The sequence below is a fragment of the Streptomyces sp. LZ34 genome (assembly GCF_053890475.1).
The window spans coordinates 41,305-64,297 of record NZ_CM132680.1 but is presented as its reverse complement, the minus strand read 5'-3'; the positions used below and the strand labels follow the sequence as shown (position 1 = coordinate 64,297).

Genomic DNA, 22,993 nt, shown 5'->3' with positions numbered 1-22,993 from the left:
ACGCCGAAACCTGTCCAGCCCTGTTGGCGATGTGTCGCAGTGTGGGCGGCGGTGCGGACACAGCCGTCGAACACCCCGGCCTACTTGGCGTCCTGGACGGTTCGGCGCCGGTTGGCCGTCCGGTTCTCGCCCATCAGTACGATCCGGTGCGGGCGTACATTTCGTGGGGGTCGTTACCGACGTAGGACCAGGCGGTGGCGAAGCCGGTGGTGTTCTTGTCGTTGAGCATTGGCGAGAGCATCTCGCGGGTGCCGGTTTTGTGGTTGCAGGTGTAGTGCTTCATGTCGCTGTTGCGCCAGATGTTGCACCCCTTGCCCGTCCACTTGTCCGTCGGGACGTTGGCGTCGACCATGGCCCACACGGTGCGGCAGCCGCGGCTGTACCACAGCGACGCGGTGACCGACACGTGCAGGTGGTAGCGCGAGCTGTAATACTTGTCGGTCTTCTTGTGGACGATACGTCCGGTGCTCGCGCAACCGGTGTAGATGGGATCCTTGCCGTCCCACGTGCGGCTGGTCGCGTCGGCAGGGCTGGTGAAGACCAAGGTGGTGCCCGCCACCAACGCGAGAGCAGCCATCCCGATCGACTTGCGTGCGCGCACTTCGCTTTTCCTTCCTCGATGCAGTGTGAGAGTCCCGGCACGAGGCTCGGAATGAGAGCCTCTGCCCGTGCTCGTTGCTGTCACGTCATTGAGTTCAGCGGTCCGGGGATTGAATGGGCAGCCGGTTTTGCCACCCTGATCAATGGCTGCATTGCAGGTCACGGGCACGGCGCACGACGCTGACCAAAGAAGGCGCCTGTCGTTTGCTCTTCTTCCCGGGCGTGCGTAGCGTCCGGGTGATCGCGCCGCGTCCACGGGGGAGGCGGCGGGTAGAGGGGGTGAGCCATCGATGGCAGGACGTCCGGAGAGCCCACTCGATCCGAGTGCGGGGCCGGTTGCACGGCTCGCCGCCGAGTTACGCAAACTCCGGGGGGAGGCCGGGAGTCCGACGTACCGAGTGATGGCGCAGCGCACAGGGCAGGGTGCGAGCACGCTGTCGCAAGCGGCCGGGGGTGAGCGGCTGCCGACCCTGCCTGTAGTCCTCGCATACGTGCGTGCCTGCGGCGGCGATGAGGAGGAGTGGGAGGCGCGGTGGCGTGAGGCGGCCTCGGAGGCGGCGGCCGATCCCCGAACCGAGGACGAGAACGCCGAGCCCCCGTACCGGGGCCTGGCCCGCTTCGAGCCCGGCGACGTCGGCCTGTTCTTCGGCCGGGACCAGCTCACCGACCGCCTGCTCGAGCTGACCCGCTCTCGCCGGTTTACGGCGGTGTTCGGCCCCTCGGGCAGCGGCAAGTCCTCCCTGCTGCGGGCCGGCCTCATCCCTCGCCTGCGCACCGAGGACCAGTCCGGTCCGCAGCCGACCGCATTACGCGTCCTCACCCCCGGCGAACACCCGATGCGCACACACGAGCAACGGCTGATGCCGAAGGACGCCGACGGCGACACATGGTTGATCGTCGACCAGTTCGAAGAGCTTTACACCCTCTGCCACGACCCGGCCGAACGTGATCAGTTCATCGACCGGCTCCTGGCCGCCACTGAACCCGCGAACCAGCTGCGCGTCATCATCGCCGTACGCGCCGACTTCCTCGGCCGGTGCGCCGAACGCCCTGACCTGACCGCCGCCCTGCAGGATGGCACCGTACTCGTCGGCCCTATGAGCGGGGACGAAGTACGCCAGGCCATCGTCAAACCCGCACAGGCCGCTGGGCTGATCGTGGAACGCGGACTGACGACGCGCATTCTCAACGAGGTCGAAGGGGAACCCGGGGCCCTACCGCTGATGTCGCATGCACTGCTGGAGACCTGGCGTCGTCGCAAAGGCCGCGCCCTCACATCGGAGGCATACGAGGCCGCTGGCGGCCTGCACGGCGCCATCACCCGCACCGCCGAGGACGTCCACGCGAGCCTCACCCCGACGCAGGCCGATCTCGCCCGCCGCGTTCTGCTGCGGCTGATCACGCCTGGTGCCGGAACCCCGGACACCCGTCGGCCCGCCCAGCGCGAGGAGTTCGACTTCGGTGATACCGCCGACACCGCGATCGTCCTGAACCGTCTGGCCCGGGCGCGCCTGGTCACACTCGACGAGAACACGGTCGACATCGCCCATGAAGCCCTCATTACCGGGTGGCCCCGACTGCGGCATTGGATCGACGAAGCCCGTGAGCGCCTGCGCCTGCACCGTCAACTCACCGAAGCCGCACGGGCCTGGGACAGCCTCAGCCGCGACCCCGGCGCACTCTATCGCGGCACACGTCTTGCGGTGGTGGCGGAAGCCTTCACCGACCCTGGCGACCTGACCGCCCTGGAAAGGGCCTTTTTGGCGACGAGCCTGGAGGCACGCCGTCAGGAACAGCGAGCGGCCACCCGTACCACCCGGCGGCTGCGGGCTCTCAGCGCTGCTCTGGCGGTCCTGGTACTGCTCGCCTCCGTGGCCGCTGGCACGGCCTTCGAACAGCGCTCCACGGCCCGGAGTCAACGGGACATCGCCGTGTCCCGGCAACTCACCGCCGAGGCCGCTGAGTTACGCGGCGCAGACACGTCGTACAAGAACCAGAACGTGTCCGTCGCGGCCCAGCTGGACATCGCCGCCTACCGCATGCATCCGTCGCCGCAGGCCTACACGGACCTGGTGAACGCCACGGCGACTCCACTGTTCTCCGTCATCACCGACAAAACCCCGTACCAGCAGACGGCCGTGCTGGGCCCGGACGGCCATACCCTCGCAACCACGGCGGGCGACGGCAGGATCCGGCTGTGGGATGCCAACGTTCCTACTGAACCCAGGCAAATCGGCCGCCCCATTACAGGCAGCTTGATGGCATTCAGCCCGCACGGACACACACTCGCCACCATCGCCGTCAGCACGGGGACGCACACCAAGGGCGTGCTCCGCATGTGGGACACCACGCACCCCGCCGACCTGATCCCGCTCGGAGCGCCCGTTCCCGTCGGCGACGTCGATGCCTTGACCTTCAGCTCCGATGGGCAGACGCTAGCCATCACCTCTGACACCGACGACGGCGCCGACACCCAGGTCCAGCTATGGGACACCAGCCAGCCAGCGCATCCCAGCCGCCGCGGCAGTCCCCTGCCAAACACGGGGGCGACGTTCAGCCCCACCGGGCACCTCCTAGCAACCGTGAGCTACCAAGCGGAGGGGTACACAGTTCAACTGTGGGATGTCACGCGACCAGCCCACGCCACGCGGCTCGGCAAGCCTCTGCCCGGTGCGGACGTGCTATTCAGCCCTCGTGGGAACATGCTGGTCACCTCAACCGTCGGCAGCGATGACTTCAGCGGCAGCATCCAGCTGTGGGACATCGCCCGGCCGGACCATGCCAAGCGCCTCGGCAGTCCTCTCCAGATCCCCCATGCCGACCTCTCGGCGATGGCTTTCAGCCCCGACGGCCACGTCCTGGCCACCGCGCTGGACAACACGGTCCGCCTGTGGAACGTCACCAACGCGGACGGGCCCATCGCTGTGGGCCAGACCCTCGGCCAGCCGGGAGTTGATTCCCTGGACTTCGGTCCCGACGGCCACACCCTGATCGCCGCCGGGGACACCATCCGTGTCTGGACTCTTCCCCCTACCTTCCTGACGGGCCGGGGAGGCTCCATCGGCGCGGTGTCCTTCAGCTCCGACGGGGCCACTCTGGCCACGGTCACCGACTTCGACACATTCGACGCCAACACCCGTGGGGTCCTGCTGTGGAACGTCAGCGACCCCGCGTCCCCGCGAAGTCTCGGTGGACGATTACTCGGAACGACCGCGGCGTTCAGCCCTCGCGACCGGGTCCTTGCCTCGGCCGGCAGCGGCAGAGTCTGGCTTTGGGACACCCACGATCCCGCACATCCCAAACGCCTCGGTCCTCCGCTCCGCGTGTCGGGAAACTGGATCACGTCGGTGGCCTTCAGCCCGGACGGGCACACCCTCGCGGCCGCTGTCGAGGAAATTGAGATCTACCTGTGGGACACCAGGGATCCCGCGCACCCCAAACGAGTCAGCAAGCCTCTCACCAGTACCACTGGTGACCTCACCGACGTGGCGTTCAGCGCCGACGGACGCACCCTCGCCAGCACCAACGACGACGAAGGCTCGTTCTGGGACATCAGCGAACGGCATCCCAAGAAGCTCAGCGACCGCCGTACCGGTCTGGGCCTGCTCCTCGGCAACGGTGCCAACTCCTTTGCCGCTGTCGCCTTCAGCCCCGACGGGCATGCTCTCGCCACTGCAGGAGACGATCAAGACGTCCGGCTGTGGCACCTTCCCGGCAGCGGTCTGCCGACGCTCCTCGGGAACCCGCTCAAGGAGCACTCCAAGCCTGTGTCCGCCGTCGCCTACAGCCCCGACGGTCGTGCCATCGCAACGGGCAGCGAAGACGGTACAGCCAGGCTGTGGGATCTGGACGTCGACCGGGCTATCCGGCGCATCTGCGCCGCCACGCAGCACACCCTCACGGAGAAGGAGTGGCGGCAGTACGTCGGTGATATCGCCTACCGGCCACCGTGCTCGTGAAGGAGCGATGCACCACTACCTGCCCCGGCCAGTGAACGTGCTCACTCGGGGGAGGGGAGAGGGGCGAGTCTGCGGCCGCTGCCGCGTTTCTTCAGGGCAAGGTTCTCGTGGTAGAGGTTTGCGGTCACCGTCGCGAGGGCGTCGAGTTTGCCGTTGAGCTGAGTGATCTCGGCTCTCGCTTTGCGAAGCTGCTTGCGGAGCTCGGCGATCGTCTCGTCCCGGGCGACCTCGCCTGGGCTGCGCAGGACGGGCCGGGCGACCTTGGCGTTCCACTCGGCGAGGATGTCGTCGGCGCGGTGGACGGTGGCGTGGCTGACCTGGGCTTCGCGGGCGAGGTTCTCCTTGGTCAGGGCGCCGTCGGTGTGCAGGGGTTCGCCGGCCAGCAGTCGGGCCATGGCCTCGCGGAGCTTGATGGCGGTCTTGGCGGACACCGGCATCAGGCGGTGACTCCTTCGTGTCGAAGCTCGCGGGTGATGCGCTGGACATCGGCGAGACGGATCAGGATGGCCTCGCGGCCGGGCGGTGACAGGGTGGGGTCCTGGGCTCTGGCTGTGAGGTCGTCTTCCTCGGCGATCCAGATCGGAGCATGCCGTCGGGTGATCACGGAGTTGCGGCAGCGGTCGGGTTGGCAGGCGCCGATCAGAGGGGCCGTGCCGCGCTGATCGGCGGGCAGCTCGTTCTGGCACTCGGCCTGCGGGGCGTCGAACATGCAGTGATTGACGGTGCCCAGGTGGAGGTTGGTGAACTGGGTGGCGAGCAGGGCTGCCTCGGCCTGTTCATCGGCGATCTGCGCCCGTAGGACGGGGTTCTCGTTCATGGTCGAGATGACCGTGTCCAGTCCGGCGTGGAGCCGGTCGGCGCCGGGCCCGACTGCGACCTTCTCGCCTGTCCGGCGGGTCCTTAGCAGGTCGACCAGCCGGAGTGCGGCGGCGTACTCGAGTTGCTGGTCGAACTCCTTGGCCCAGGTGGTGTCCATCTGCGCGTAGCCCTGGGTGGTGCAGTTGGCCAGTGCCCGGCGGGCGGCGTGCTTCAGCTGGAGGCCGAGGGCGATTTCGGAGCCCGGCTCGCGTCCGGTGATCACCGACATCGTTCTGCGGAACATGTGTGAGCGGACGTGCGCGTCGGGGATGGTCTCCAGGCCGTAGGTGTCGGCGCTGGCGTTGACGTGCTTGATGAAGTAGTCGATGTCTTCGGCGGCGATGATGCCGCGATCACCGCGGTTCTTCTTGCCTCGGGGTGGCTTGAGGCTGGCGAACAGGTGGGTGGGGTGCCAGGAAAGCTGTTCCGCGACGGCGATGGCCTCGGCGACCGGCTCGATGATCCACCAGAACGACTCAGGCCGTTCCGGATCGTGCTTGATCTTGTGAGATCTGATGGCCGGGGACCCGTAGTAGGTGGTCACGGCGTTGCGCTGGATCTCCTGCACTTCCGAGTCTCGCATGAGACTCGTTGCGGTGACGAAGACGTAGCAGGCGGCCCTGAGCATGCGCAGCTCGACGATCAGTTCCGCCTGGGTGATGTGCGTGCGCCAGGGACGTGTCGTGCCGTCCTTGCAGGTGATGAGGGCGGCGTCAGGGCAGGGCTGGGGGATCGACCAGTAGCGGTTGGCGGCCATCACCACGGTTCGCCCTGCGGTGACCGCCTCCGCGACCAGCTGGCGCCGGGCCCGTCCTGACGCCGCATGGAAGGTGAAGCGATCGCCGGTCGGGATGCCCCAGATCAGGCGGGCAAGGGTGCTCCAGATCACCGTTCCTGCCTGGCCGACGCCGTCGTCGGCCGACCGGATGGGAACGAAGTTGTCCGGGTGGGCCAGCCACTGCCGGAGCTCCTCGTCGATCACGGCTGCGGACGGGCGGGTGCCGGCGGGGGCATGGCGGGGAGCATTGACGACGGCTGCGGCGACTTTTCCCCGGACCGCGTGCGTGCGGCCCTGGGCGACCACGGCGAGGACGGCAGCCCGGCGGGCCAGGGCGCGTGCGCGTGGCGAGCGGCTGTGGGCCGCGAAGATGCTGTCCTGCTGTCCTGCGGTGATCAGCTCGCTGAGCACTGTCCAGATGGGATCGCCTGCCCTAGTGCCATGACGGTTGACGGCGTGAACCGGCACGCGGTGGCCAGGGTCGGCCAGCCAGGCGGCGATCTGGGCATCGGTGTCGTCGGCGGTCTGGGCGACGTGCCGGCGAGGTGCTGCCCCTTGGCCGAGGTCCACGGCCAGGTGCTCGAAGTGGTCTTTCCAGCGCAGGATGTCGGGGGCGAAGGTGTGGACGTACGTCCAGGCGGCGCGGATCAGGGGCCACCAGGTCTGCGGTGGGATGGTCGGGGTGGCCAGCGCGGCGTCGTCCGTGGTGGCGTTGAGTACGGCTTGGCGTCCGATCTCGGCGGCGGAGCGTTCGTCCCACGGGTCGTCGAACGGCGTGACGCCGGTGACGACTGCGGCGAGTTCCCGCAGGGTACGGACGGCGCCCAGGTGGTTGGCCACCGTCGTGTCGCCGACTGTCGCGGCCAGTTCGTCCAGGAAGGACTGCCAGTCTGCCGCGGACCAGCGGCCCGGGTCCGCCGGAAGGCCCTGCCGCCGTCCCCACCTCAAGATCACCCGCAGCTTCTGGCAACACATCTTGACCGTCGGGAAGGCCACCGGCTCGGCCGAACGGTAGATGGCCACCTTCCGCAGCACTCGGTGAGTGGGGTTGAACTGGGCAAACGCGATCTCCCGCAGCTGCAGGGTGATCAGCGGGTCCTCCGGCGCGAAATGGATCTTGTATCGGGTGGGAGGCTGGTTGGCGGGGCGGCCGATGCAGTCGCCGGACCAGAAGCCGGTGTCGCCGAAGCGCGGGACGACAATGCCTGCGACGAGGCGGTAACCGGGGCCGAAGACCGGCTCGTCGTCGCGGAAGTGGGCCGAGACGGCGGGTTGGAGCGCCGGCTGAGGGGTCATCGATCGAACTCCGTTCGCTGACCCAGCGGCAGGTCAAGACGAAGGCTCAGGTCAAGGACCTGCTGACGGGCCGCGGGCAGCAGGTCGGCGCATTCGGTGAAGACTTCCTGCAGCGCGGCTGCCTGGCGGCCCCAGACGGCCTGCCATTGGGGCGGAGGAAGCGCGGCCCGCATCCGCTCGATGTGATCGGACAGCATCACCAGCCGCGGCAGCTGGGACGTGAAGATCACCGCGTTGCGGCAGAGCATGCACATCGCCGGCGCAACATGGCACACCTTGCCGTCACTTCGGTGGGGAGAGTCGTAGGGGTCACGGCAATGCGTCAGCCCCATGTCCAGCTCGCCCGCGCGGATCGCCTTCGCCTCCGTCGAGCTCAGCCCCAGCGACTCGGCGACCTCCCGCTCCTCCAACTGGGGCTCGGCGGCGGCATCGACGAACACCGGTTTCTGCGCGACGCGTTGGAACACCCACTGCTGGGACCGGTTGATGGCCTGTCCCGCCAGGACGTGCGCGGTCGTGCCGTGAGCGTAGTGGCCGCGGTAGATCTCGACGTGGTGGTCGTCGCCGGCCAGGTCACTGAGCGAGCCGCCCAGGACGACCGCGCGGACCACCTTGGCCGTCTTGCGTAGGCGCCGCACATCGTGCGGCTGGGAGATGACCAGCGGCCGCCCCTCGCTGTCGTCTTGGACAGAGATCCAGTGCGTGAACCGCCGCTGGTCGTGGGTGAACTCGGCGCATGCGGCACCGAGCCCGCCGGTGTCCTTGCGGTAATCCACCGCCAGGAACAGCCACGGCTCGCCGGCGAAGGCATCCCGGGCCGGGCCGGTGACCGCCAGCAGGCGTCGCAGCAGGCCAGGAACGTCCCAGGCGCCCGACCCGGCGAAGCATGGATCCTCTTCACTCCGTCGTGTGGTCTGTCCGAGGTGAAGGTCGGCCCGGATGCGGCCGGCCCGGTTCTTCTGCTGGACCAGTCGAACCCCGCCGTCGGTGAACTCGATGTCGGGGACCTTCAGATCGTGGAGTTCCTCCGGGGTCGTGTCGGACATGCCCAGAAGGAGCAGGACCCGAAAGGCGTGCAGATCCATCTCGTCGGCGAACACGGTGCGTCCCAGGGCCCGGACCAGGGCCCGGACACCGGGGCGCCGGGTCTTGTCGTCGTTCTTCCATGCGGGCAGCAGGCCGCGGATCTCCGGCGGCCACCACCTGGGCTCAGAGGGCAGTTCCCTCTTCAGAACCTTCGAGGTGATCATTCCGGCGCGGGCGGCCCACAGCAGGTTGGGCAGACTGCGCCAGCCGCCGTCGCGGGGGTCCATCCCGGCGGCCAGGAGATCGCGGCCGCGCTGGAGCCGGGCCTCCGTCGCCCGTACTTGTGCGCGGGCCGCATCCCGCAGGGCGATCCGCTCGCCGTTGGTGAACTCATCCAGCGGTTTGCCTCGCGGAGCTCGGAAGGCGGTGGGCGCCTGGGTACGGGCCTTCAGGTTCTCGCAGACCCTGACCCCGGACGCGGCGCGTTGTTCGATCATGGCCAGCAGGGCCTTGACCAGTGTGTAGGGGTGCTTGGACTGCGGAAACTCCTGGCGCAGGGTCTCCTCCCATGCATAGATCACCTCGACGAGGTCGATCTCGTCACGGTCCAGCCGGACACGGGCTGGATCCAGGCCGAGTGCCCGGACGTACTCGTCCGTGAAGGCGGCGAACTTCCTGACAGCCCCGCCATAGTTGGCGCCAGCCGCCGTCGCCGATCCCCAGCGTGCGAGTGATCTTCACCCACTCGTCCGCGAGCTGTGCCGCCAGCACCGAGCACCGGTAGTCCGCGGGATTGATGCTGTGGCGCTTCGCCCGGCCCCGGTGTTCCGAGGTGATCACCCGGATCCCGGCGTGGTCCAAAGCGGGCCTCGGCGGCGGGACCTCGGCGCGGACCCGGACCTTGCGTTCTCCCCGACGGGCCATCAGGCCGCCCCCGCCCCGACCAGCACGGCTGCGTAGTCGGCGTAGGTCTTGTCCCGGTCGTTCCACTCCGCGATCGCCTGGCTGACCAGCAGGTTCGTGGTACGGATGTAGGTGAGATACCGAAGCGTGGAGCTTGGGCGCCGGTGTCCCAACAACCGCTGCAGAATGAGCAGCGGATTCCGCGAGAGATGATCGGCGAGGTAGGCGCCGTGCCCGCCGGCGGCCAGCCGCTCGGACTCCTCCCGCAGGACCAGCTGCGTGAGCATCTGCAGCATGTAGATCGCGAAGGTGTGGCGCGTGTCGTGGATCCGCAGCCGGGCCCACGGTGGGAGAGCTGCTCGCCCTGGCCGCCGAAGCCGCGGGCGGCCGACACCACCTGGTCGCGGTCCAGATGCCGGTGAGCCTGGTGATGATGACGCCGATCACGCAGGCCCTTCACGGCAGGGGACCGCTCCCGGCCGCCGCCGGGGCGGGGCTGCGGGTGATGGCGTCGGCGCCGCTGCACGGCGGCGAGCTCCCCGGCATCGTCGATCAGGAGCTCGCCGACCTCATCCGGCCGGGCCTGACCCCCGCACAGGCGTGCGTCCTCGCGGTCGCGTCATGCCCAGGAGTGACGGACGTCCTTCTGGCCGCCTCCGGTGCGCCACACTGGAGTCAGGCGGCCGACGCCGTCGCCCAACCCTCCCTGACCGCCGCCCAGTTGCAGGAGATCACTGGTGTACTCGCCTCCCCCTGACCCGGACACCGAACAGCGCATGCGCGCCCGCCACGCCCGCGCCGCGAAGGCCCTGGACGTACGAGTCGAGCCGGGCGGGGAGTTCTGGGGTTGGGCCGGGCGCACCCTGGGTGCCCCTGCCCGCACCGCCACCGGGCAACCGGCGTGGCTGCGGCTCGTGGCCGCACCGGAGGACAAGGCGTCGGGGAAGCTGTGGGACGGTGCCCTCGACGCCCAGCACGTCTTCGGGGACCTCGACGGGCGCCGGCCCGCCCTCCTGGCTGTCCACGACGCCGTCGACGACGGCACCGCCTACCGGGCGGAGCTGTCGGCCCGCGCCGACTAGCCGGTCCTTTCCGACGACCCGGGTGCTGCCCTTGTCCGGACATGTCCGAGGACATGTCGACCGTGACTTCGGCGACCAAGACCGGCTCGGCCAGCTGTACCGGAGCTGCTGCCAGGGCGGCGATGAGCGGAGGGCATGACGGGCACCAGCCATTAGAAAAGGTTGACGCTGGTTGGTTCATCTGTTCAGCGGATTTTTGGCAGGGCCGTGTCCGGGTGTGCGGCGTGCACGTACTTGACGGCGATATGAGGGTGGATGCCGAAGAGCCGGTGTCGGGGCGGCAGTGGCTGCACGCGCTGGTGCCATCGGCCAGCAGTCGCCGGGCCTCTTCCGGGCTGACGGGCCGGTGCCGTTTGCCAGTCATGTAGCAGGTACCCCGATGGACCTGCACGGGCGGCCGGCCGACCCCGATACCGAGTTCGACGATCCAGTCCGGCGGGCTCGGCCTCGCGCGCCGACCGCGCTCCTGCTCGGCCTGCCGCTGCACCAGCTGCGCAATCTTGCGGTCGATGCGCGCCAGCCACATCGCGTGCCACACCCGCAGGGTGCGCAGCTGCTCCAGCTCAGGCGGCAGGTCGTCGGGGCCTGAGCATCGACACCGACGAGCAGATCGCGCTCACCGAGGTCCTCGGCAACTGTCCGAATGTTCCCGTCACGGTCACACCGGCCCGCTGATCCCGGCCCGGCCAGATGCCCGGTCGATGATGGGAAGGGCTGGCGACGAGCGTCCAGGGTGGCCTGCGTGGCGTACGGCGGTCTGCAGCGGGGAATCAGCGCCAACACTCGTCAGGCTCCCTGCTTCGCCGGGCTTGACGGTTGCGGACGACGGCGGCGTTGCCCAGGAGTACAGCCGTCAGCAGTAGTTCGGAACTCAGGCAGACTGCCCGGCTCGCGATGGCCGCTGCCGCCGCTGCGGTCACCGGGAGAACCTGTACCAGGACTCCGGCCATGAGCAACTCCCGGACTACTGCGCCGTCCGGCAGGAAGACCACGAGCATGCCGGACACGGCGGCCAACGAGAACGCGCCGATGCTCAGCGACAGGGACCGCATGGCCGGTGCGCCGAGCGCCATCACCAGCAGCCACAGGTGCAGCCCCGAGAGCAGTCGGCAGGCGAGCAGCCAGCCGATCGCGGCACGGGTCTTGGGCCCGGTGGTCACCGCGGGTGGCTCCTTTCTGGTCAACCTGGCCACCACCGCGGCTGTTCGGCCGACGAGCTCCGGTCGTATGAGGACGAGGCCGAGCAGCAAGGCCGGGGCGAGCAGCAGCCAGCTCCAGCCGCCCAGTGCCCCGGGGCCGGCCAGGGCCCCCACCAGCAGGCCGGTGAGCAGGATCACCGGGACGTTGAGGAGGAAGACGGCGATGCTGGCCTTGCCTGGTACCCCGGCGCGTTTGGCCAGCCTCGCCTGGGTGATCGCCACCCAGAACTGGCCGGGCAGATACTTGGCGGTCATGCCGAAGAAGTAGATGCGCGCCGCCTGCAGCCTGGGCAGTGGATGCCCGACTTCGGCCATGATGCTCCTCCAGGAGAGCATCGCGCACAGCAACGCCAAGACGTTGAGCGCTCCGGAGGCCGTCAGGTACGGCAAGGCCCGCAACGTCAGTACCGGGCGCGCGGCGGACCAGTCCTGCCCCTGCACCGTCCAGCACAGGCAGACGACGATCGTGCCCACCGTCACCCAGCGCAACACGGGCCGGAGGAGTCGCCTGATCCCTCCATGGCTCACCCTGACTCCTCCGCTCCGGACCGGCGAGCCATCGCCTGCCGGTAGACGGTGACCGTCGCGGAGACCGCCGTCGACCACCGGAAGGACTGGCGGACGTGCTTGCGTCCGCGTCGCCCGACCTCCGCCGCTGTGGCCGGGTCGTCCAGCAGCGAGACGACCAGCCGTGCGAGCTCGGCAGGGCTGTCACCGGTCATCCGGAGAGCCGCTCGGTGCTCCCCGTCGTACGCGATGGTCTCCGAGAACCCCGGGCCCAGGACGACTGGCACTCCGGTCGACATGGCCTCGACCGACACGAGCCCGAAAGGTTCGTAGGCCGAGGGGAAGACGCAGACATCGGCCGCCAGGTAGTGCTGCTGTACCTGGTCGTGCGGCAGATAGCGGTGGTAGACATGGACGCGGTCCTGCATGCGGAGTTCGGCCACCAGGTGGTCCACCGCGGCGTCCTGGTCGGTTCCCGCGAGCCCGGCACCGAGAACGAACAGCCGAATGTCCGGGTGGCGTTCCGCGATCAGCGGCAGGGCGCGCAGCAGGAGATGGATGCCCTTCATCCGACTGAGCCGACCCGCGAAGACCAGGATCCGGGCCTCGGGTGGCAACCCGAAGGCCGCCGCCAGTTTCCGCCGTGCCAGGTCCGGCGCCCCCTCGACGGCCTCCGCTTCGGAGGCGGGGCCTCGGTCCTCGTAGCCATGCGGTACGACCCGGATCCGGTCGGCCGGCCAGTCGTGCCGGATCAGCAGTGCCTTCATCTCGGGAGTCGGCACGATGATCAGGGTGCCGAGCCGGCTCATCCACCGCTGGACGGTGCCGATCAGCCCGAACGGGTCGGGTATCTCCGACCCGGCGGCCATCGTCAGCTCGGTATTGTGGACATGGTAGACGGTCGGCAGTCGCAGCAGGCCGGCGGCGAGGATCCCCGCCGGGGCGCTCTGCCAGTCGTGCACGGCGACAACGGCGTGACGCGGCAGGGAGCGCAGCAGGGCCAGGAAGACCATGAGGTTGAAATGCAGCAGGGCCAAGCCGAACCATCCCTGGCCGCGCAGCGAGCCCCGGTTTCCCGGTTCGATGAGCCGGCGTTTCAGGCCCCTCGGCATGCCTGGCCGCCGGATCTCGATGCCGTCCGCGTCCAGTGCCTTCCGCGGAAAGTCACCCGGACAGTTCATGGTGAACAGCGTCAGCCTCAGGTCCGCGTGGTCGTGGTGCAGTCGGTGCAGTGACCGCTCGGCGTACTCGGCCAGTCCCCCAAGGTTCCAGGGCGGATACTGGTGGCACACCGCGACCACTCGTCGTAACTCCGACATGTCCGTCCTCTCACGCTGCTCGATGCTCCTGTGTGACCAGACTGCGGAATGCCTCCTCGTGGGCATCCAGGAAGCCCTCGCCGCCGAACAGTTCCCTGGCTCTGCGCTGGCCGGCCAGACGGTCCGCCCGTGAGGTCCCGGCCAGGTCGAGCAGCGCCCTGCGGAGCGCCTCCGGATCACGCGGCGGAACCAGTCGGCCGAAACCCGTGGCCTGGACCGGGTAGCGGGACCCGGCGAGATCAGTGGTCGCGGAGGGGACGCCGGCCATCATGGCCTCGACCTGGACGATGCCGAAGGATTCGGATATCGACGGCAGCGCGAAGACGTCGATGGAGGCGTAGAAGTCGCGGACGCGTTCGCCGCGCAGCAATCCGAGGAACCGCACACGTGGGTCGTCACCGGCCTCGGCACGGAGCCGGGCAATGTTGCTTCCGCCGGCGACTGTCTGGTAGTCACCGGCGATCAACAGCCGCCCCTTGGGGTCATCGATGGCCCGGAAGGCGCGGATGAGGTATTCGATGCCCTTGTCGTCGGCGATGCGCCCCATGAAACCGATGTGCAGCCCGTCTCCGTCCCGCAGCCGGGGAGTCCCCCCGCTGCGGTCCACACAGGGTGAGGGAATCGGGCGGAAGGGCCGTTGCCGGATGGCCGGCCACAGCCGCGAACCGCGTGCCTGGTCGTCGCTGTTGGCGATCACCAGGTCAGCCCGCTTGACCGTCGCCCGGCACGAGTGGTCGGCCAGGCGCATGGCCACGCGGTTCATGGGGGTGTCCGGAAGGAAGGCGTCGATGTGGTACGTCGTCACCACGCGTGCTCTGGGCCTCAACGCCATCAGGAAGGCGGCCTCGGGCATCGGCAGATGCAGGTGGAGCAGGCGTGAGCGGGCGGCCAGGCGAGCGGCCAGCAGCGGGAGCCGGGGTGTGACGAAGCCCCTGCTGATCCGGGCCAGCACCGGTGCACGGAAGACGTGTACGCCGTTCAGCTGCTCCTGCCAGGGCAGCATTGGGTCATGTTGGGCGCAGGCCACCGCGACCTTCCAGCCTCGTCCGGCCAGCCCCTCGGCCGTGATCCTGGCCGCCTCGGTGAGACCGCTGACATAAGGCGCGTAGTAGTCCAGGGCGACTGTCACGTCGAACCTGTCGGGAATTGCCATAGTTCACCTGTCATCTCGTTGGTCTACGACGGATATCTGCAGTACTTGAGCCATGTGGTCGGACATTGCCCGGGGGGAGATGAAGCGGTAGCTCCTCACCTTCACGTCCGCGGTGCTGAAGACCCAGTCCAGACGCCAGAGCCGGGGCAGCGAGATGCCGAAGGCTGGCCACGAACGGGGGAACAGGAACCCGCCGGGATCCCGGCGTTCCACTCCGCCCGGCAGGGTCAGCAGCTGGCCCCACGCGCTGTTGAAGTCGCCGGCCACCAGGCGCGGCAACGGGTTCCGGGCCAGGTCCGCCCGCAGGGCCGTGAGTTCCGCCTGCCGGCGGCGGTACTCGTCGTGCGTGTAGCGGTAGAACTTCTTGGTCAGCGGCGACAGCTCAAGGTTGACCGGCACCGCGAGGTGCACGTTATACAGGGACATCACCGTCGTCCCGTACCGGACGTCGGTGCGCAGCACCCGGCTTCCCCTCCAGTCGGTGTCGGGGGCCGGGAGAAGCCGTTGGGCGACGAGGGGGATCCGGGAGATCGTCACGAGTTCGCTGGCCGCGGCGATCCGGTAGCCCGGGAAGGCGGCGCGCAGCCGTGCGAGGTCGTTAATCCTCACGGGACCGTCGTCCCAGTACAGGTATTCCTGGAGGAGGTACACGTCGGCATGCTGGGCGCGTAGATAGGCGTAGAAGGCTGTGGCGTCGTCAGTCATGCGCCAGTAGTCGGTGTTCCACGAGAAGACCTTCAGCGTGCCCGTCCGGGGGCCGGAGCCGCTGTCGCCGAAGGTGGCAGTGGGCGCGAGACCCGCGAAGGGAGCCCCTGCCAGAAGGGCGGTCACCAGAGCCGCGCTGGCCCAGCGACGGACCGGACGCGCGAATTGCGCGCAGGCGAGCAGTGCCAGCGGGACGACGACCAGGGTGATCGGCGGCATTGTCTCGACGATCAGCCAGACCCACCACCGGCCGGCGAGCAGCAGGTGTGCGGCCAGGAACGCGATCCACAGCCCGGTCCCGATGACCACCGACCGAGTGCCGAGGCCCCAGCGAGGGTGAGGTGGTTGCGCCTCGGTCACGTCCTCGGCGAGTTCGCTCACGCTCATGAGCCCTGGCCTGCAACCGGATCCGGCACTCCCCCGAACGTCCCGTGTACGACGGCCTGGAGGACGATCCAGGCCAGCAGGCTGAGGACCGCGGTCGCCACGATGATCCGGTCCCTGACGAGGGTGCGCACCGGATCGGCATCGCCGCCGGACGTCGCCACGATCTGCAGGTACCGATAGAGCCCGAGCAGCGTGAGCGGGAGAAGGACAGGCGCGGCCCATACGCCATACGGCGGTTCGTACGTGTTGAGGAAGAACACCAGCATCGTCACCCCGAGCCCCGCGCTGAGCAGGACCAGTTGGTCGACAAGGGGCTTGGTGTATCCCCGCAGTGCCGGCCGATGGCTCGGATCGGCGAGCTCGAGTTCACTACGGCGCTTGCCCAGTACAACCACGGTGGCCAGGAGGAAAACCCCCAACGTCGGCCACCACGAGGTGTCCAGCTGCACGGACACGTAGCCCGTGATCAGCCGCAACCCGAACCCGGCTGCCACCACGAAGATCTCGACCACCGGCACGTGCTTGAGTCCGAGACAGTAGGCGAGGTTCAACGCGAGATAGGCGCCGATTGGAACCGCCAGCAGCGGCTCGACAAGGATGATCAACAGGGCGAGGGCCGCGATGACGGCACCGCCGGTGAACGCGGCGGCGGAGACGGAAATCCGCCCGGCGGCCAGGGGCCGGTGCCGTTTGCCGGGATGGAGCCGGTCCCGTTTACGGTCGGTGATGTCGTTGGCGATGTACACAACTGACGACGCCAGGGTGAAGACGACGACCGCGGCGGCCAGGTGGAGCATCCCACGGGCCGTCCAGATCTGAGGGTGCAGCAGTGGAAGCGGCACCATGATGGTGTTCTTGACCCACTGATACGGGCGCACCAGCGTGATCAGATCGCGTACCGGCCCCCCTCGCGGCGGCGGGGCCCCGGGAGTCGGTCCGTCAGGCTGCGTGGGTGTTTGCGTCGGTGTGTCGAACACAGGGTTCTCCTTGGTGACACATCAGAAGAGGATCTTCGCCAGCCCCAGGGCGCCTTGCCGCCAGGGCTGGTTGCTGGTGCGTCCGCTGACAGCCGGGACCGCACCATGGCGGTTCTCCCGCCACCACCGATAGGTCTGGAGGATCGCGTCCTGGTTGGACTGCTGAGGGACGAAACCGAGACGCTCACGCGCCCTCTCGACGCTCACGTACGAGTCGGCGAGCAGCTTGGAGATCAGCCGCCCGTACACCGGCGATAGCCGGGAGCGCTCCAGTGTCCGGAGCAGTCCGACCGCGGGGCGGGCCGGTACGGACACGACCCGCTTGCCGTGTCCGGCTGCGTCCAGTACCGCCTGGAAGTCCTCGCGCAGGGTGCTGAACGAGGCCGCGCCGACGTTGTACGTGTCGTCGGCGGCCGTTGGTGGCGCCCGCAGGACCGTGATCAGGGCCTCGACCAGGTCATCCAGAGCGAGCATCTGGATCCGTACGTCACCGCGGCCCAGAACCGGGAAGTGGCGTCCTTCGTCGGCCCACTCGAAGAGCATCGCGAAGAGGCCCATGCGGCCAGGGCCCAGAAAGGTCTTCGGCCGGACGACGGACACACAGTGGCCGCGGGCACGGTAGGTCTCGGCCGTCTCCTCGGCCGCTGCTTTGGCCTCGCTGTAGGTGTCGACCGGTTCGCGGGGGTGGTCCTCGGGGGTGGGGACCAGCCGGGGAAGCCCGTAGACGGCCGTCGAGGACACGTGGACGATCCTGGACGTCCGCGCCCGCGCGGCAGCCTCCAGCACCGTGGCGGTGCCTTCCACGATCACCGATCGGATCTCTGCCGCAGGGTAGCTGGGCAGGGCCGAGGCACAGTGCACGACCGCGTCGGTTCCTGCGAAGGCCTTGTCGACCGTCAGGGGGTCGCGGATGTCCCCGGTGAAAGGAACCAGCCCCAGTGCAGGTGCCACTGGCTGGACATCGAGGGCATGAACCTGACAGCCCTGACGGAGCAGGCGCGCCACCAGATGGGAGCCCAGGACACCGGCAGCGCCGGTCACTGCTATACGGGAAGGCAGGGCGTTTGTCACCACAGCGTGCTCACCCGCTCCTGGACGAACCGCGTCACCAGCCGTGCCATGCCCTGGGCGAGGGTGGCGTCGAGCGCTTTGAGGAAGGACTCGACGTCGGCGGGCTCGGCCACCAGCGGGGGGCTGACGACCAGGGGGCTACGGCCGTTGAGCGTGTAGTACGTGTAGATGCCGTGGTCGCGGTACAGCGCGTTGACTACCGCCGACGTGATGATCTTTGTGCGCAGCAGCGGATCTCTGGCCGGCCCCGGAGCTGGCAGCTTGCCGAGCATGTCGAGCACCCGCGGACCACCGGAGAGGAAGACACCGAAGAGCGCGCCGGCCCCGCGGACGTCGGCGACCACGTCCGGGTAGGTCTTGCGGATGCGTTCCAGACCGGGCGCCAGCACCCGTTCCAGGGCGCGCGCCCGGCCGGGGAAATCGTCCTCGACGGCGACGGCGACCGCCTCGAGCGCTGTGGCCGTCTCCTCGCCGAAGCCGTAGTAAGTGGTGCTGGTGCTCTGCATCATGGCGTCGGTCATGTTGTCGTAGGCTTTGCGGAACACGGGCTCCCTGGCCACGAAGGCGGAGATGGAGGACTTGCCGCCGCCGAAGGACTTCGAGGTGGTCAGGATGTCCGGCACCAGCTCCGGGTACCGCATGAAGTGGAACATCGTGCCCGTCTTGCCCCAGCCGGTGTAGATCTCGTCGAAGATCAACACGATGTCCTCGGCCGTACACAGATCCCGCAGGCCCCACAGGAACTCGCCAGAGCACCACTGCATCGTTGAGGCGCTGAAGGGTTCCACGATGATGGCGTAGACGTCACTGCGCCCGTTCTTCCCGCGGAGGTCGGCGACAGCCGTACGGACCGACTGCAGATCGTCGTAACGAAAGGTACCGATACCCGGGATGGTGGGAAAGGCAAAGTGGTTCTGGGCGCCACCGGTTAGGCCGCCCGAACCGAGCAGCTTGCCGTGGAAACTGATATCGGCGCGCAGGATCCGGCCGCGTTGGCCGCCGTGGTACTTGAAGGCCAGTTTGACGGCCCCCTCCACTGCCTCGGCACCGGAGTTCGGCAGGAAGGACATGTTCAAATCGCCGGGAAGCACCTGAGCCAGATTGTGACCCAGGGCCGCGAGGTAGGGCGAGAAATAGGTTTTATGGACCTCCATGCGCTGTTCCTGCTGGAAACGCTGCCGGGCGGCGAGGATTCGGGGATGGTTGTGCCCGTGGTTGAGAACCCCGACGCCGCCGGTCAGGTCGAGGATTCGCCTGCCGTCACGGGTGTACAGAAAGGAGCCCTCGGCGCGGTCCACCAGGTCCTGGCCGAAGCCGAAGGAGGTCATTAACCGAACCTGGCTCCGGTTGACGTAACGGCGGTACAGGTCCTGCACCTGGTCGACGGCCAGGTGTTCGGCTTCGGCCAATGATATGAGCCGGTTCGTGCGTTTTTCCATTACCACCTCCGGTTTCGCAGCAACGCCCGAAACGCTACGGGGCGGAGAGGCTGGCTGTCCTCGGGTGAGAGGTGGAACTGTGATGCCACCCTGAGTTAGCAGCGAGCGGCGGGCTGCAACTGCCGTGGTAGGCGAGTCCGGCGCCTGCTGGATCCTGCCGGATTTCGTTGGGATTTCTCGACAGCAGGCTTACGTGTTCCCTGGTGTCCGAGCTAGGGTTCCGGTCTTTCGGCTTCCGGCTGGCAGACCCTCCGGTAGGGGACGTCTGCCAGGTGCATGCGCCATTCGGCGCGTGACAACGTGTCCCCGGCACGTCGGCATGCCGCGCCGGACACATCCGCCGGGTCCAGGTCGAAGTGCTGCACCGGCACGTGCGTGCCCGCCGCGTACAGGCGGCCGCCATCGTTGCTGAAAGCGAGGGAGACTATCTCGTCACCGGCGGTGGGCAGGTCGGTACCCAGCTGCTGTCGGGAAGTGACGCCCACAGCCGCAGGGTGCCATGGGATCCGGCCGCGGCCAACGTGCTTCCGTCGGGGGAGAAGGCCAGCGCGGTCGGCTCTTCCTCTCCGTCCGTGGTACTCCTGAAGAATCCGCCGGGCAGTACACCCAAGGAGGTGGCACGCCGGGTGTCCCACAGCGTGATGCCTCCGGCGTCCGTATCCGCGAAGGCGACGCGGCCACAGCGTCTGGCGCTGGGGCTGCTGGACCGGCTGGCCGTGCAGGGGCCGGCGGTGCCGGTGATCGTGGCGGATGTCGGCTACGGCCGCAGCGTCTCCTTCCGGCTCGCGCTGGAGGAACGCAGCTGGTCCTACGTCATGGCCGTCGATCCCAAAGGAGATCTCCCGGCCTGCAACCGCCGAATCTCATCAGCCCGACTACCGCGGGCTGGGGCCGCCCACGCTGCCCCGTTATCGTGACCCCGCCCGACCGCTTCCCGGCAACGCCGACACCCTGTTTCAGGAGGTCACCTGGCGGCAGGGCAGCAAGGGCGCGATGACCTCGCGCTTCGCCGTGCTCCGGGTGCGGCCGTCGGGCAAGGAAGCCAGCCGCACCGCGCAGGAGCAGGCCGGGGACGCAGCCGGTGGGACGGTGTGCTGCCGCTGCGGACGCTGCTGGTCGAACGGCCCGAAGAAGCCCACGAGCCGACCGGTTACTGGATGACCAATCTGCCCGACGGCATCCCGGTCGCCGATCTGGTGCGGTGGGCGAAGACGCGCTGGCGGATCGAGCACGACTACTGCGAACTCAAGCACGGCCTGGGCCTGGACCACTTCGAAGTCCGCACCTGGCGCGGCTGGCACCACCACGTCACCCTCGTCACCGCCGCCCAGGCCTTCCTCACCCTGCGGCGGCTCGACCCCAAAGACCGGATGCCGGCCTGACCCTCTACCAGGTCCTCGACGTCCTCCAGGACCTGCTGAGGTGCTGGCCGGCACCTGCACCACCTGCGGCCGCCCCCTACCGACCGGCAGATCCAGAACCTAACGAAGCACTACTAGGGTCCGTCTTCAAACGGATCTTGCCCAGAGCAGAAACGACGCGAGACTGACCGCTGCCTCGTATGAGGTGGCGGTCTTTTCGTATCTGGTCGCGATCCCGCGGAAGCCCTTGAGCCGGTTGAAGCAATGTTGCGTCGGCGGTATGCCTCATGGTTGAACCCGGGTTGTCTGCCGCCTCGGCGGCCCCGGTTCAGCCGGTGGCGCTGCTGGTCGGCCTTCTCCGGGATGATGTGTGCGATACCGTGTTTGCGCAGGTAGGCGCGGAAGCCGCGGGAGCTGTAGGCCTTGTCGGCGATGACCTGGTCGGGCCTGCGGCGCGGCCGGCCAGGACCGGTGCGCGGGACGTGGATGCGTTCGAGAAGGAGGCGTGCGCAGATGCTGTCGTGGCGTTGGCCTGGAGTCAGCAGGATCGCGAGGGGCCGGCCGCGGCCGTCACAGGCGAGGTGGATTTTGGTGGTTAGCCCTCCTCGGGATCGGTCGAGGGCGTGATCGTCCGGTTCGTCCGGCCGGTGGATCCCCCTTTTCGGCCGGTGGCGGCGGCGTGCTGGTGGGCGCGGACGATGGTGGAGTCGATCTGGACCAGCCAGTCGATGTCCCCGGCGGCGTCTGCCCGGGCCTGGATCTGCTGCAGGGCCCGGGTGGACACGCCGTCCAGGGCGTAACGACGGAAGCGGGTGTAGACCGTCTGCCACGGCCCGTAGCGTTCGGGCAGGTCACGCCAGGAGATCCCGGTCCGGATCTTGTAGACCATCCCGTTAACGACCTGCCGGTCCGACACCCGCGGACGTCCCGTGGCAGCCTGCGGTATCAGCGAGAAAGCAACTCCCACTCCTGGTCGGTGAGTTCCTAGTCGCGGAAGACGTGGACGCCCCGACCACCGGCCATCCCGCGCCATCAGTACGGAGCGGTCATCCGTGGCCGCCGCCTTTCTTGATCGGGACACCACCGGCCGTATGGACTTGGGTGCCGCGAGGAACGACAAGACCGGTCTCATAGGCGAGCACTACGGCCTGGGCTCTGCTGCCCACCTGGAGTTTGGTCATGGTGCGGTTCAGATGGGATTTGACGGTGGCCTCGCTGATGACCAGCACGTCAGCGATTTCTTTGTTGGACAGGCCCTTGGCGGTGAGCCGGAGCACTTCGCGTTCCCGCGTGGTGAGTACGTCGAGCCCGGCCAAAGTGTCGGTCGTTGACTCGACCCGCTCCACGTACGCCTCCACGAGACGTCTGGCGATGCCCGGGGCGAAGGGCAGGTCTCCTCGGGCAGCCGCAGTGACGGCGGAAACCAGGCGTTCAGGGCTGTTGTCTTTGAGGAGGAAGCCGGAGGCGCCGGCGCGCAGGGCGGCCGAAATGCTCTCGTCGTGGTCCAACGTCGTCAGGACGATGATACTCGGACGCGGTTTGGAGTCCTGGGCGAGAATGCGCTCGATGACCGATACTCCTGCGCCCGGTACTTGGATATCGATCAGGATGACGTCAGGATGTCTGCTGGCGGCATAAGCCACGGCTTCCTCACCGTAGGCAGCTTCCCCGACGACTCGGATACCAGGGCAGGTATGTAACAAGGACAGTAATCCCGCCCGTATGAGTAAGCTGTCGTCGACCATGAGCACCTTGATCATTTCGGATGGCCCCCTGACACACCTAATTTGTTGACATGGCCGCTGAAGATCCGCAGGAGAGTGTGACGCTCACGAGTAGTCCCTTCTATTGCAGGTCAGGACCGTGTGGCGTGGTCTGATGAATATCGCGAAGATCACCGCCGGGCAGATGCACCGCTACTACCTACGCCAGGTCGTCGTCGGCGACGGCAGCCGATCGGCTCCTCACCCTGCTGTGGGCGCTAGGGGATGAGGAGACGCGGGCTGTGATCGAGGCCGCGTACGAGCGTGCGATTGCCGCCGTGCCCGCCTGGAGGACGAGGCCGCGATCCTTCGCTTCGGGGCGAAGGGTGTATCAGGTCCACCTCGTGCAAGGTCTGGTCGCCGCGCGGTTCCGCCACTACGAGGCGCGCTCCTGCATGACCCTCTTCTTCTGTCCGTCAAACCGGGGTGCTCGCCCGTGGCTGCGTTCATGTGTGCCTCCGATGGGTAGGACCCAAGCGATCGGACTGGCCCTTGTGCCGGTCCACCGGCTGCTGAGCTTGATTTCACCGGGCGAGAAATTGAATGGGCAGCCGGTTTCGCCAAGCTGAACAATGGCCGCGCTGCAGGTCACGGCCATGGCATGGCGACG

Annotated in this window: 19 protein-coding genes and 3 pseudogenes; 6 read left to right on the top strand and 16 right to left on the bottom strand. The window is 68.2% G+C overall.

Going from position 1 to position 22,993, the window contains the following annotated elements:
* Window positions 1-133: 133 nt before the first annotated feature.
* Complete coding sequence (locus ACWY4P_RS00275; RefSeq protein ID WP_456208056.1) at window positions 134-601, bottom strand: DUF2690 domain-containing protein; 468 nt, start codon at window positions 599-601, stop codon at window positions 134-136.
* A gap of 400 nt (window positions 602-1,001) precedes the next feature.
* Here ACWY4P_RS00275 and ACWY4P_RS00270 point away from each other — a divergent pair, with 400 nt between their 5' ends.
* Window positions 1,002-4,559 carry an nSTAND1 domain-containing NTPase gene (locus tag ACWY4P_RS00270; RefSeq protein WP_456208055.1) on the top strand — a complete coding sequence of 1,186 codons (3,558 nt, stop codon included), beginning with the start codon at window positions 1,002-1,004 and terminating at the stop codon, window positions 4,557-4,559.
* A 41-nt stretch (window positions 4,560-4,600) separates the two neighbouring features.
* On the opposite strand, the gene ACWY4P_RS00265 is transcribed toward ACWY4P_RS00270, so the two are convergent.
* The 4 genes from ACWY4P_RS00265 to ACWY4P_RS00250 all read right to left on the bottom strand — a co-directional run bounded on the left by ACWY4P_RS00265 (window position 4,601) and on the right by ACWY4P_RS00250 (window position 9,716).
* Complete coding sequence (locus tag ACWY4P_RS00265) at window positions 4,601-4,996, bottom strand: hypothetical protein (protein WP_456208054.1); 396 nt, start codon at window positions 4,994-4,996, stop codon at window positions 4,601-4,603.
* A complete protein-coding gene (locus tag ACWY4P_RS00260) occupies window positions 4,996-7,491 on the bottom strand; it encodes a hypothetical protein (RefSeq protein WP_456208053.1) in 2,496 nt (831 codons plus the stop codon). Before ACWY4P_RS00260 ends, ACWY4P_RS00265 begins: the two co-directional genes overlap by 1 nt.
* Window positions 7,488-9,098, bottom strand: a complete 1,611-nt coding sequence (locus ACWY4P_RS00255) for a hypothetical protein (protein ID WP_456208052.1) — start codon at window positions 9,096-9,098, stop codon at window positions 7,488-7,490. The genes ACWY4P_RS00260 and ACWY4P_RS00255 overlap by 4 nt, the downstream gene beginning before the upstream one ends.
* 342 nt (window positions 9,099-9,440) lie before the next feature.
* Window positions 9,441-9,716, bottom strand: a complete 276-nt coding sequence (locus ACWY4P_RS00250) for a hypothetical protein (protein ID WP_456208051.1) — start codon at window positions 9,714-9,716, stop codon at window positions 9,441-9,443.
* Between the two features lie 50 nt (window positions 9,717-9,766).
* Here ACWY4P_RS00250 and ACWY4P_RS00245 point away from each other — a divergent pair, with 50 nt between their 5' ends.
* Both ACWY4P_RS00245 and ACWY4P_RS00240 read left to right on the top strand, forming a co-directional pair.
* Entirely contained in the window at window positions 9,767-10,177 is a 411-nt protein-coding gene (locus tag ACWY4P_RS00245) for a hypothetical protein (protein ID WP_456208050.1), read from the top strand.
* On the top strand, window positions 10,158-10,502 hold the full coding sequence (locus ACWY4P_RS00240; protein ID WP_456208049.1) for a hypothetical protein: 345 nt from the start codon (window positions 10,158-10,160) through the stop codon (window positions 10,500-10,502). Before ACWY4P_RS00245 ends, ACWY4P_RS00240 begins: the two co-directional genes overlap by 20 nt.
* Before the next feature lie 328 nt (window positions 10,503-10,830).
* On the opposite strand, the pseudogene ACWY4P_RS00235 reads toward ACWY4P_RS00240, so the two are convergent.
* Window positions 10,831-10,893: pseudogene (locus ACWY4P_RS00235) on the bottom strand (DUF6233 domain-containing protein); the annotation flags it as partial.
* Between ACWY4P_RS00235 and ACWY4P_RS00230 the strand changes: the two are divergent.
* Window positions 10,882-11,091 (top strand): hypothetical protein, encoded by a 210-nt coding sequence (locus ACWY4P_RS00230; protein ID WP_456208048.1) that lies wholly within the window; start codon window positions 10,882-10,884, stop codon window positions 11,089-11,091. The pseudogene ACWY4P_RS00235 and the gene ACWY4P_RS00230 overlap by 12 nt on opposite strands.
* 181 nt (window positions 11,092-11,272) lie before the next feature.
* Here the strand turns inward: ACWY4P_RS00230 and ACWY4P_RS00225 are convergent, their stop codons facing one another.
* The 8 genes from ACWY4P_RS00225 to ACWY4P_RS00190 all read right to left on the bottom strand — a co-directional run bounded on the left by ACWY4P_RS00225 (window position 11,273) and on the right by ACWY4P_RS00190 (window position 19,744).
* On the bottom strand, window positions 11,273-12,229 hold the full coding sequence (locus ACWY4P_RS00225) for a lysylphosphatidylglycerol synthase domain-containing protein (protein ID WP_456208047.1): 957 nt from the start codon (window positions 12,227-12,229) through the stop codon (window positions 11,273-11,275).
* On the bottom strand, window positions 12,226-13,527 hold the full coding sequence (locus ACWY4P_RS00220) for a glycosyltransferase family 4 protein (RefSeq protein ID WP_456208046.1): 1,302 nt from the start codon (window positions 13,525-13,527) through the stop codon (window positions 12,226-12,228). Before ACWY4P_RS00220 ends, ACWY4P_RS00225 begins: the two co-directional genes overlap by 4 nt.
* A 10-nt stretch (window positions 13,528-13,537) precedes the next feature.
* Window positions 13,538-14,680 (bottom strand): glycosyltransferase family 4 protein, encoded by a 1,143-nt coding sequence (locus ACWY4P_RS00215; RefSeq protein ID WP_456208045.1) that lies wholly within the window; start codon window positions 14,678-14,680, stop codon window positions 13,538-13,540.
* A 3-nt stretch (window positions 14,681-14,683) separates the two neighbouring features.
* Window positions 14,684-15,772, bottom strand: coding sequence for an endonuclease/exonuclease/phosphatase family protein (locus ACWY4P_RS00210; protein WP_456208044.1), 1,089 nt, complete (start codon window positions 15,770-15,772; stop codon window positions 14,684-14,686).
* Window positions 15,769-16,569, bottom strand: coding sequence for a UbiA prenyltransferase family protein (locus tag ACWY4P_RS00205; RefSeq protein WP_456208043.1), 801 nt, complete (start codon window positions 16,567-16,569; stop codon window positions 15,769-15,771). Before ACWY4P_RS00205 ends, ACWY4P_RS00210 begins: the two co-directional genes overlap by 4 nt.
* A gap of 201 nt (window positions 16,570-16,770) precedes the next feature.
* A complete protein-coding gene (locus ACWY4P_RS00200) occupies window positions 16,771-17,808 on the bottom strand; it encodes an NAD-dependent epimerase/dehydratase family protein (protein ID WP_456213358.1) in 1,038 nt (345 codons plus the stop codon).
* An 8-nt stretch (window positions 17,809-17,816) separates the two neighbouring features.
* A complete protein-coding gene (locus ACWY4P_RS00195) occupies window positions 17,817-19,259 on the bottom strand; it encodes an aspartate aminotransferase family protein (protein WP_456208042.1) in 1,443 nt (480 codons plus the stop codon).
* Window positions 19,260-19,471: 212 nt separating this feature from the next.
* A complete protein-coding gene (locus tag ACWY4P_RS00190) occupies window positions 19,472-19,744 on the bottom strand; it encodes a hypothetical protein (RefSeq protein WP_456208041.1) in 273 nt (90 codons plus the stop codon).
* Window positions 19,745-19,942: 198 nt separating this feature from the next.
* Between ACWY4P_RS00190 and ACWY4P_RS00185 the strand changes: the two are divergent.
* Window positions 19,943-20,641 (top strand): annotated as a pseudogene (locus ACWY4P_RS00185) (IS701 family transposase); the annotation flags it as partial.
* 126 nt (window positions 20,642-20,767) lie between these two features.
* Here the strand turns inward: ACWY4P_RS00185 and ACWY4P_RS00180 are convergent.
* Both ACWY4P_RS00180 and ACWY4P_RS00175 read right to left on the bottom strand, forming a co-directional pair.
* Window positions 20,768-21,580: pseudogene (locus ACWY4P_RS00180) on the bottom strand (IS5 family transposase).
* Window positions 21,581-21,666: 86 nt separating this feature from the next.
* Window positions 21,667-22,380 (bottom strand): LuxR C-terminal-related transcriptional regulator, encoded by a 714-nt coding sequence (locus tag ACWY4P_RS00175; protein WP_456208040.1) that lies wholly within the window; start codon window positions 22,378-22,380, stop codon window positions 21,667-21,669.
* Window positions 22,381-22,625: 245 nt separating this feature from the next.
* Between ACWY4P_RS00175 and ACWY4P_RS00170 the strand changes: the two genes are divergently transcribed.
* Window positions 22,626-22,952: a hypothetical protein gene (locus ACWY4P_RS00170; protein ID WP_456208039.1), complete on the top strand. Its 327-nt coding sequence runs from the start codon at window positions 22,626-22,628 to the stop codon at window positions 22,950-22,952.
* The last annotated feature ends 41 nt before the right edge of the window (window positions 22,953-22,993 follow it).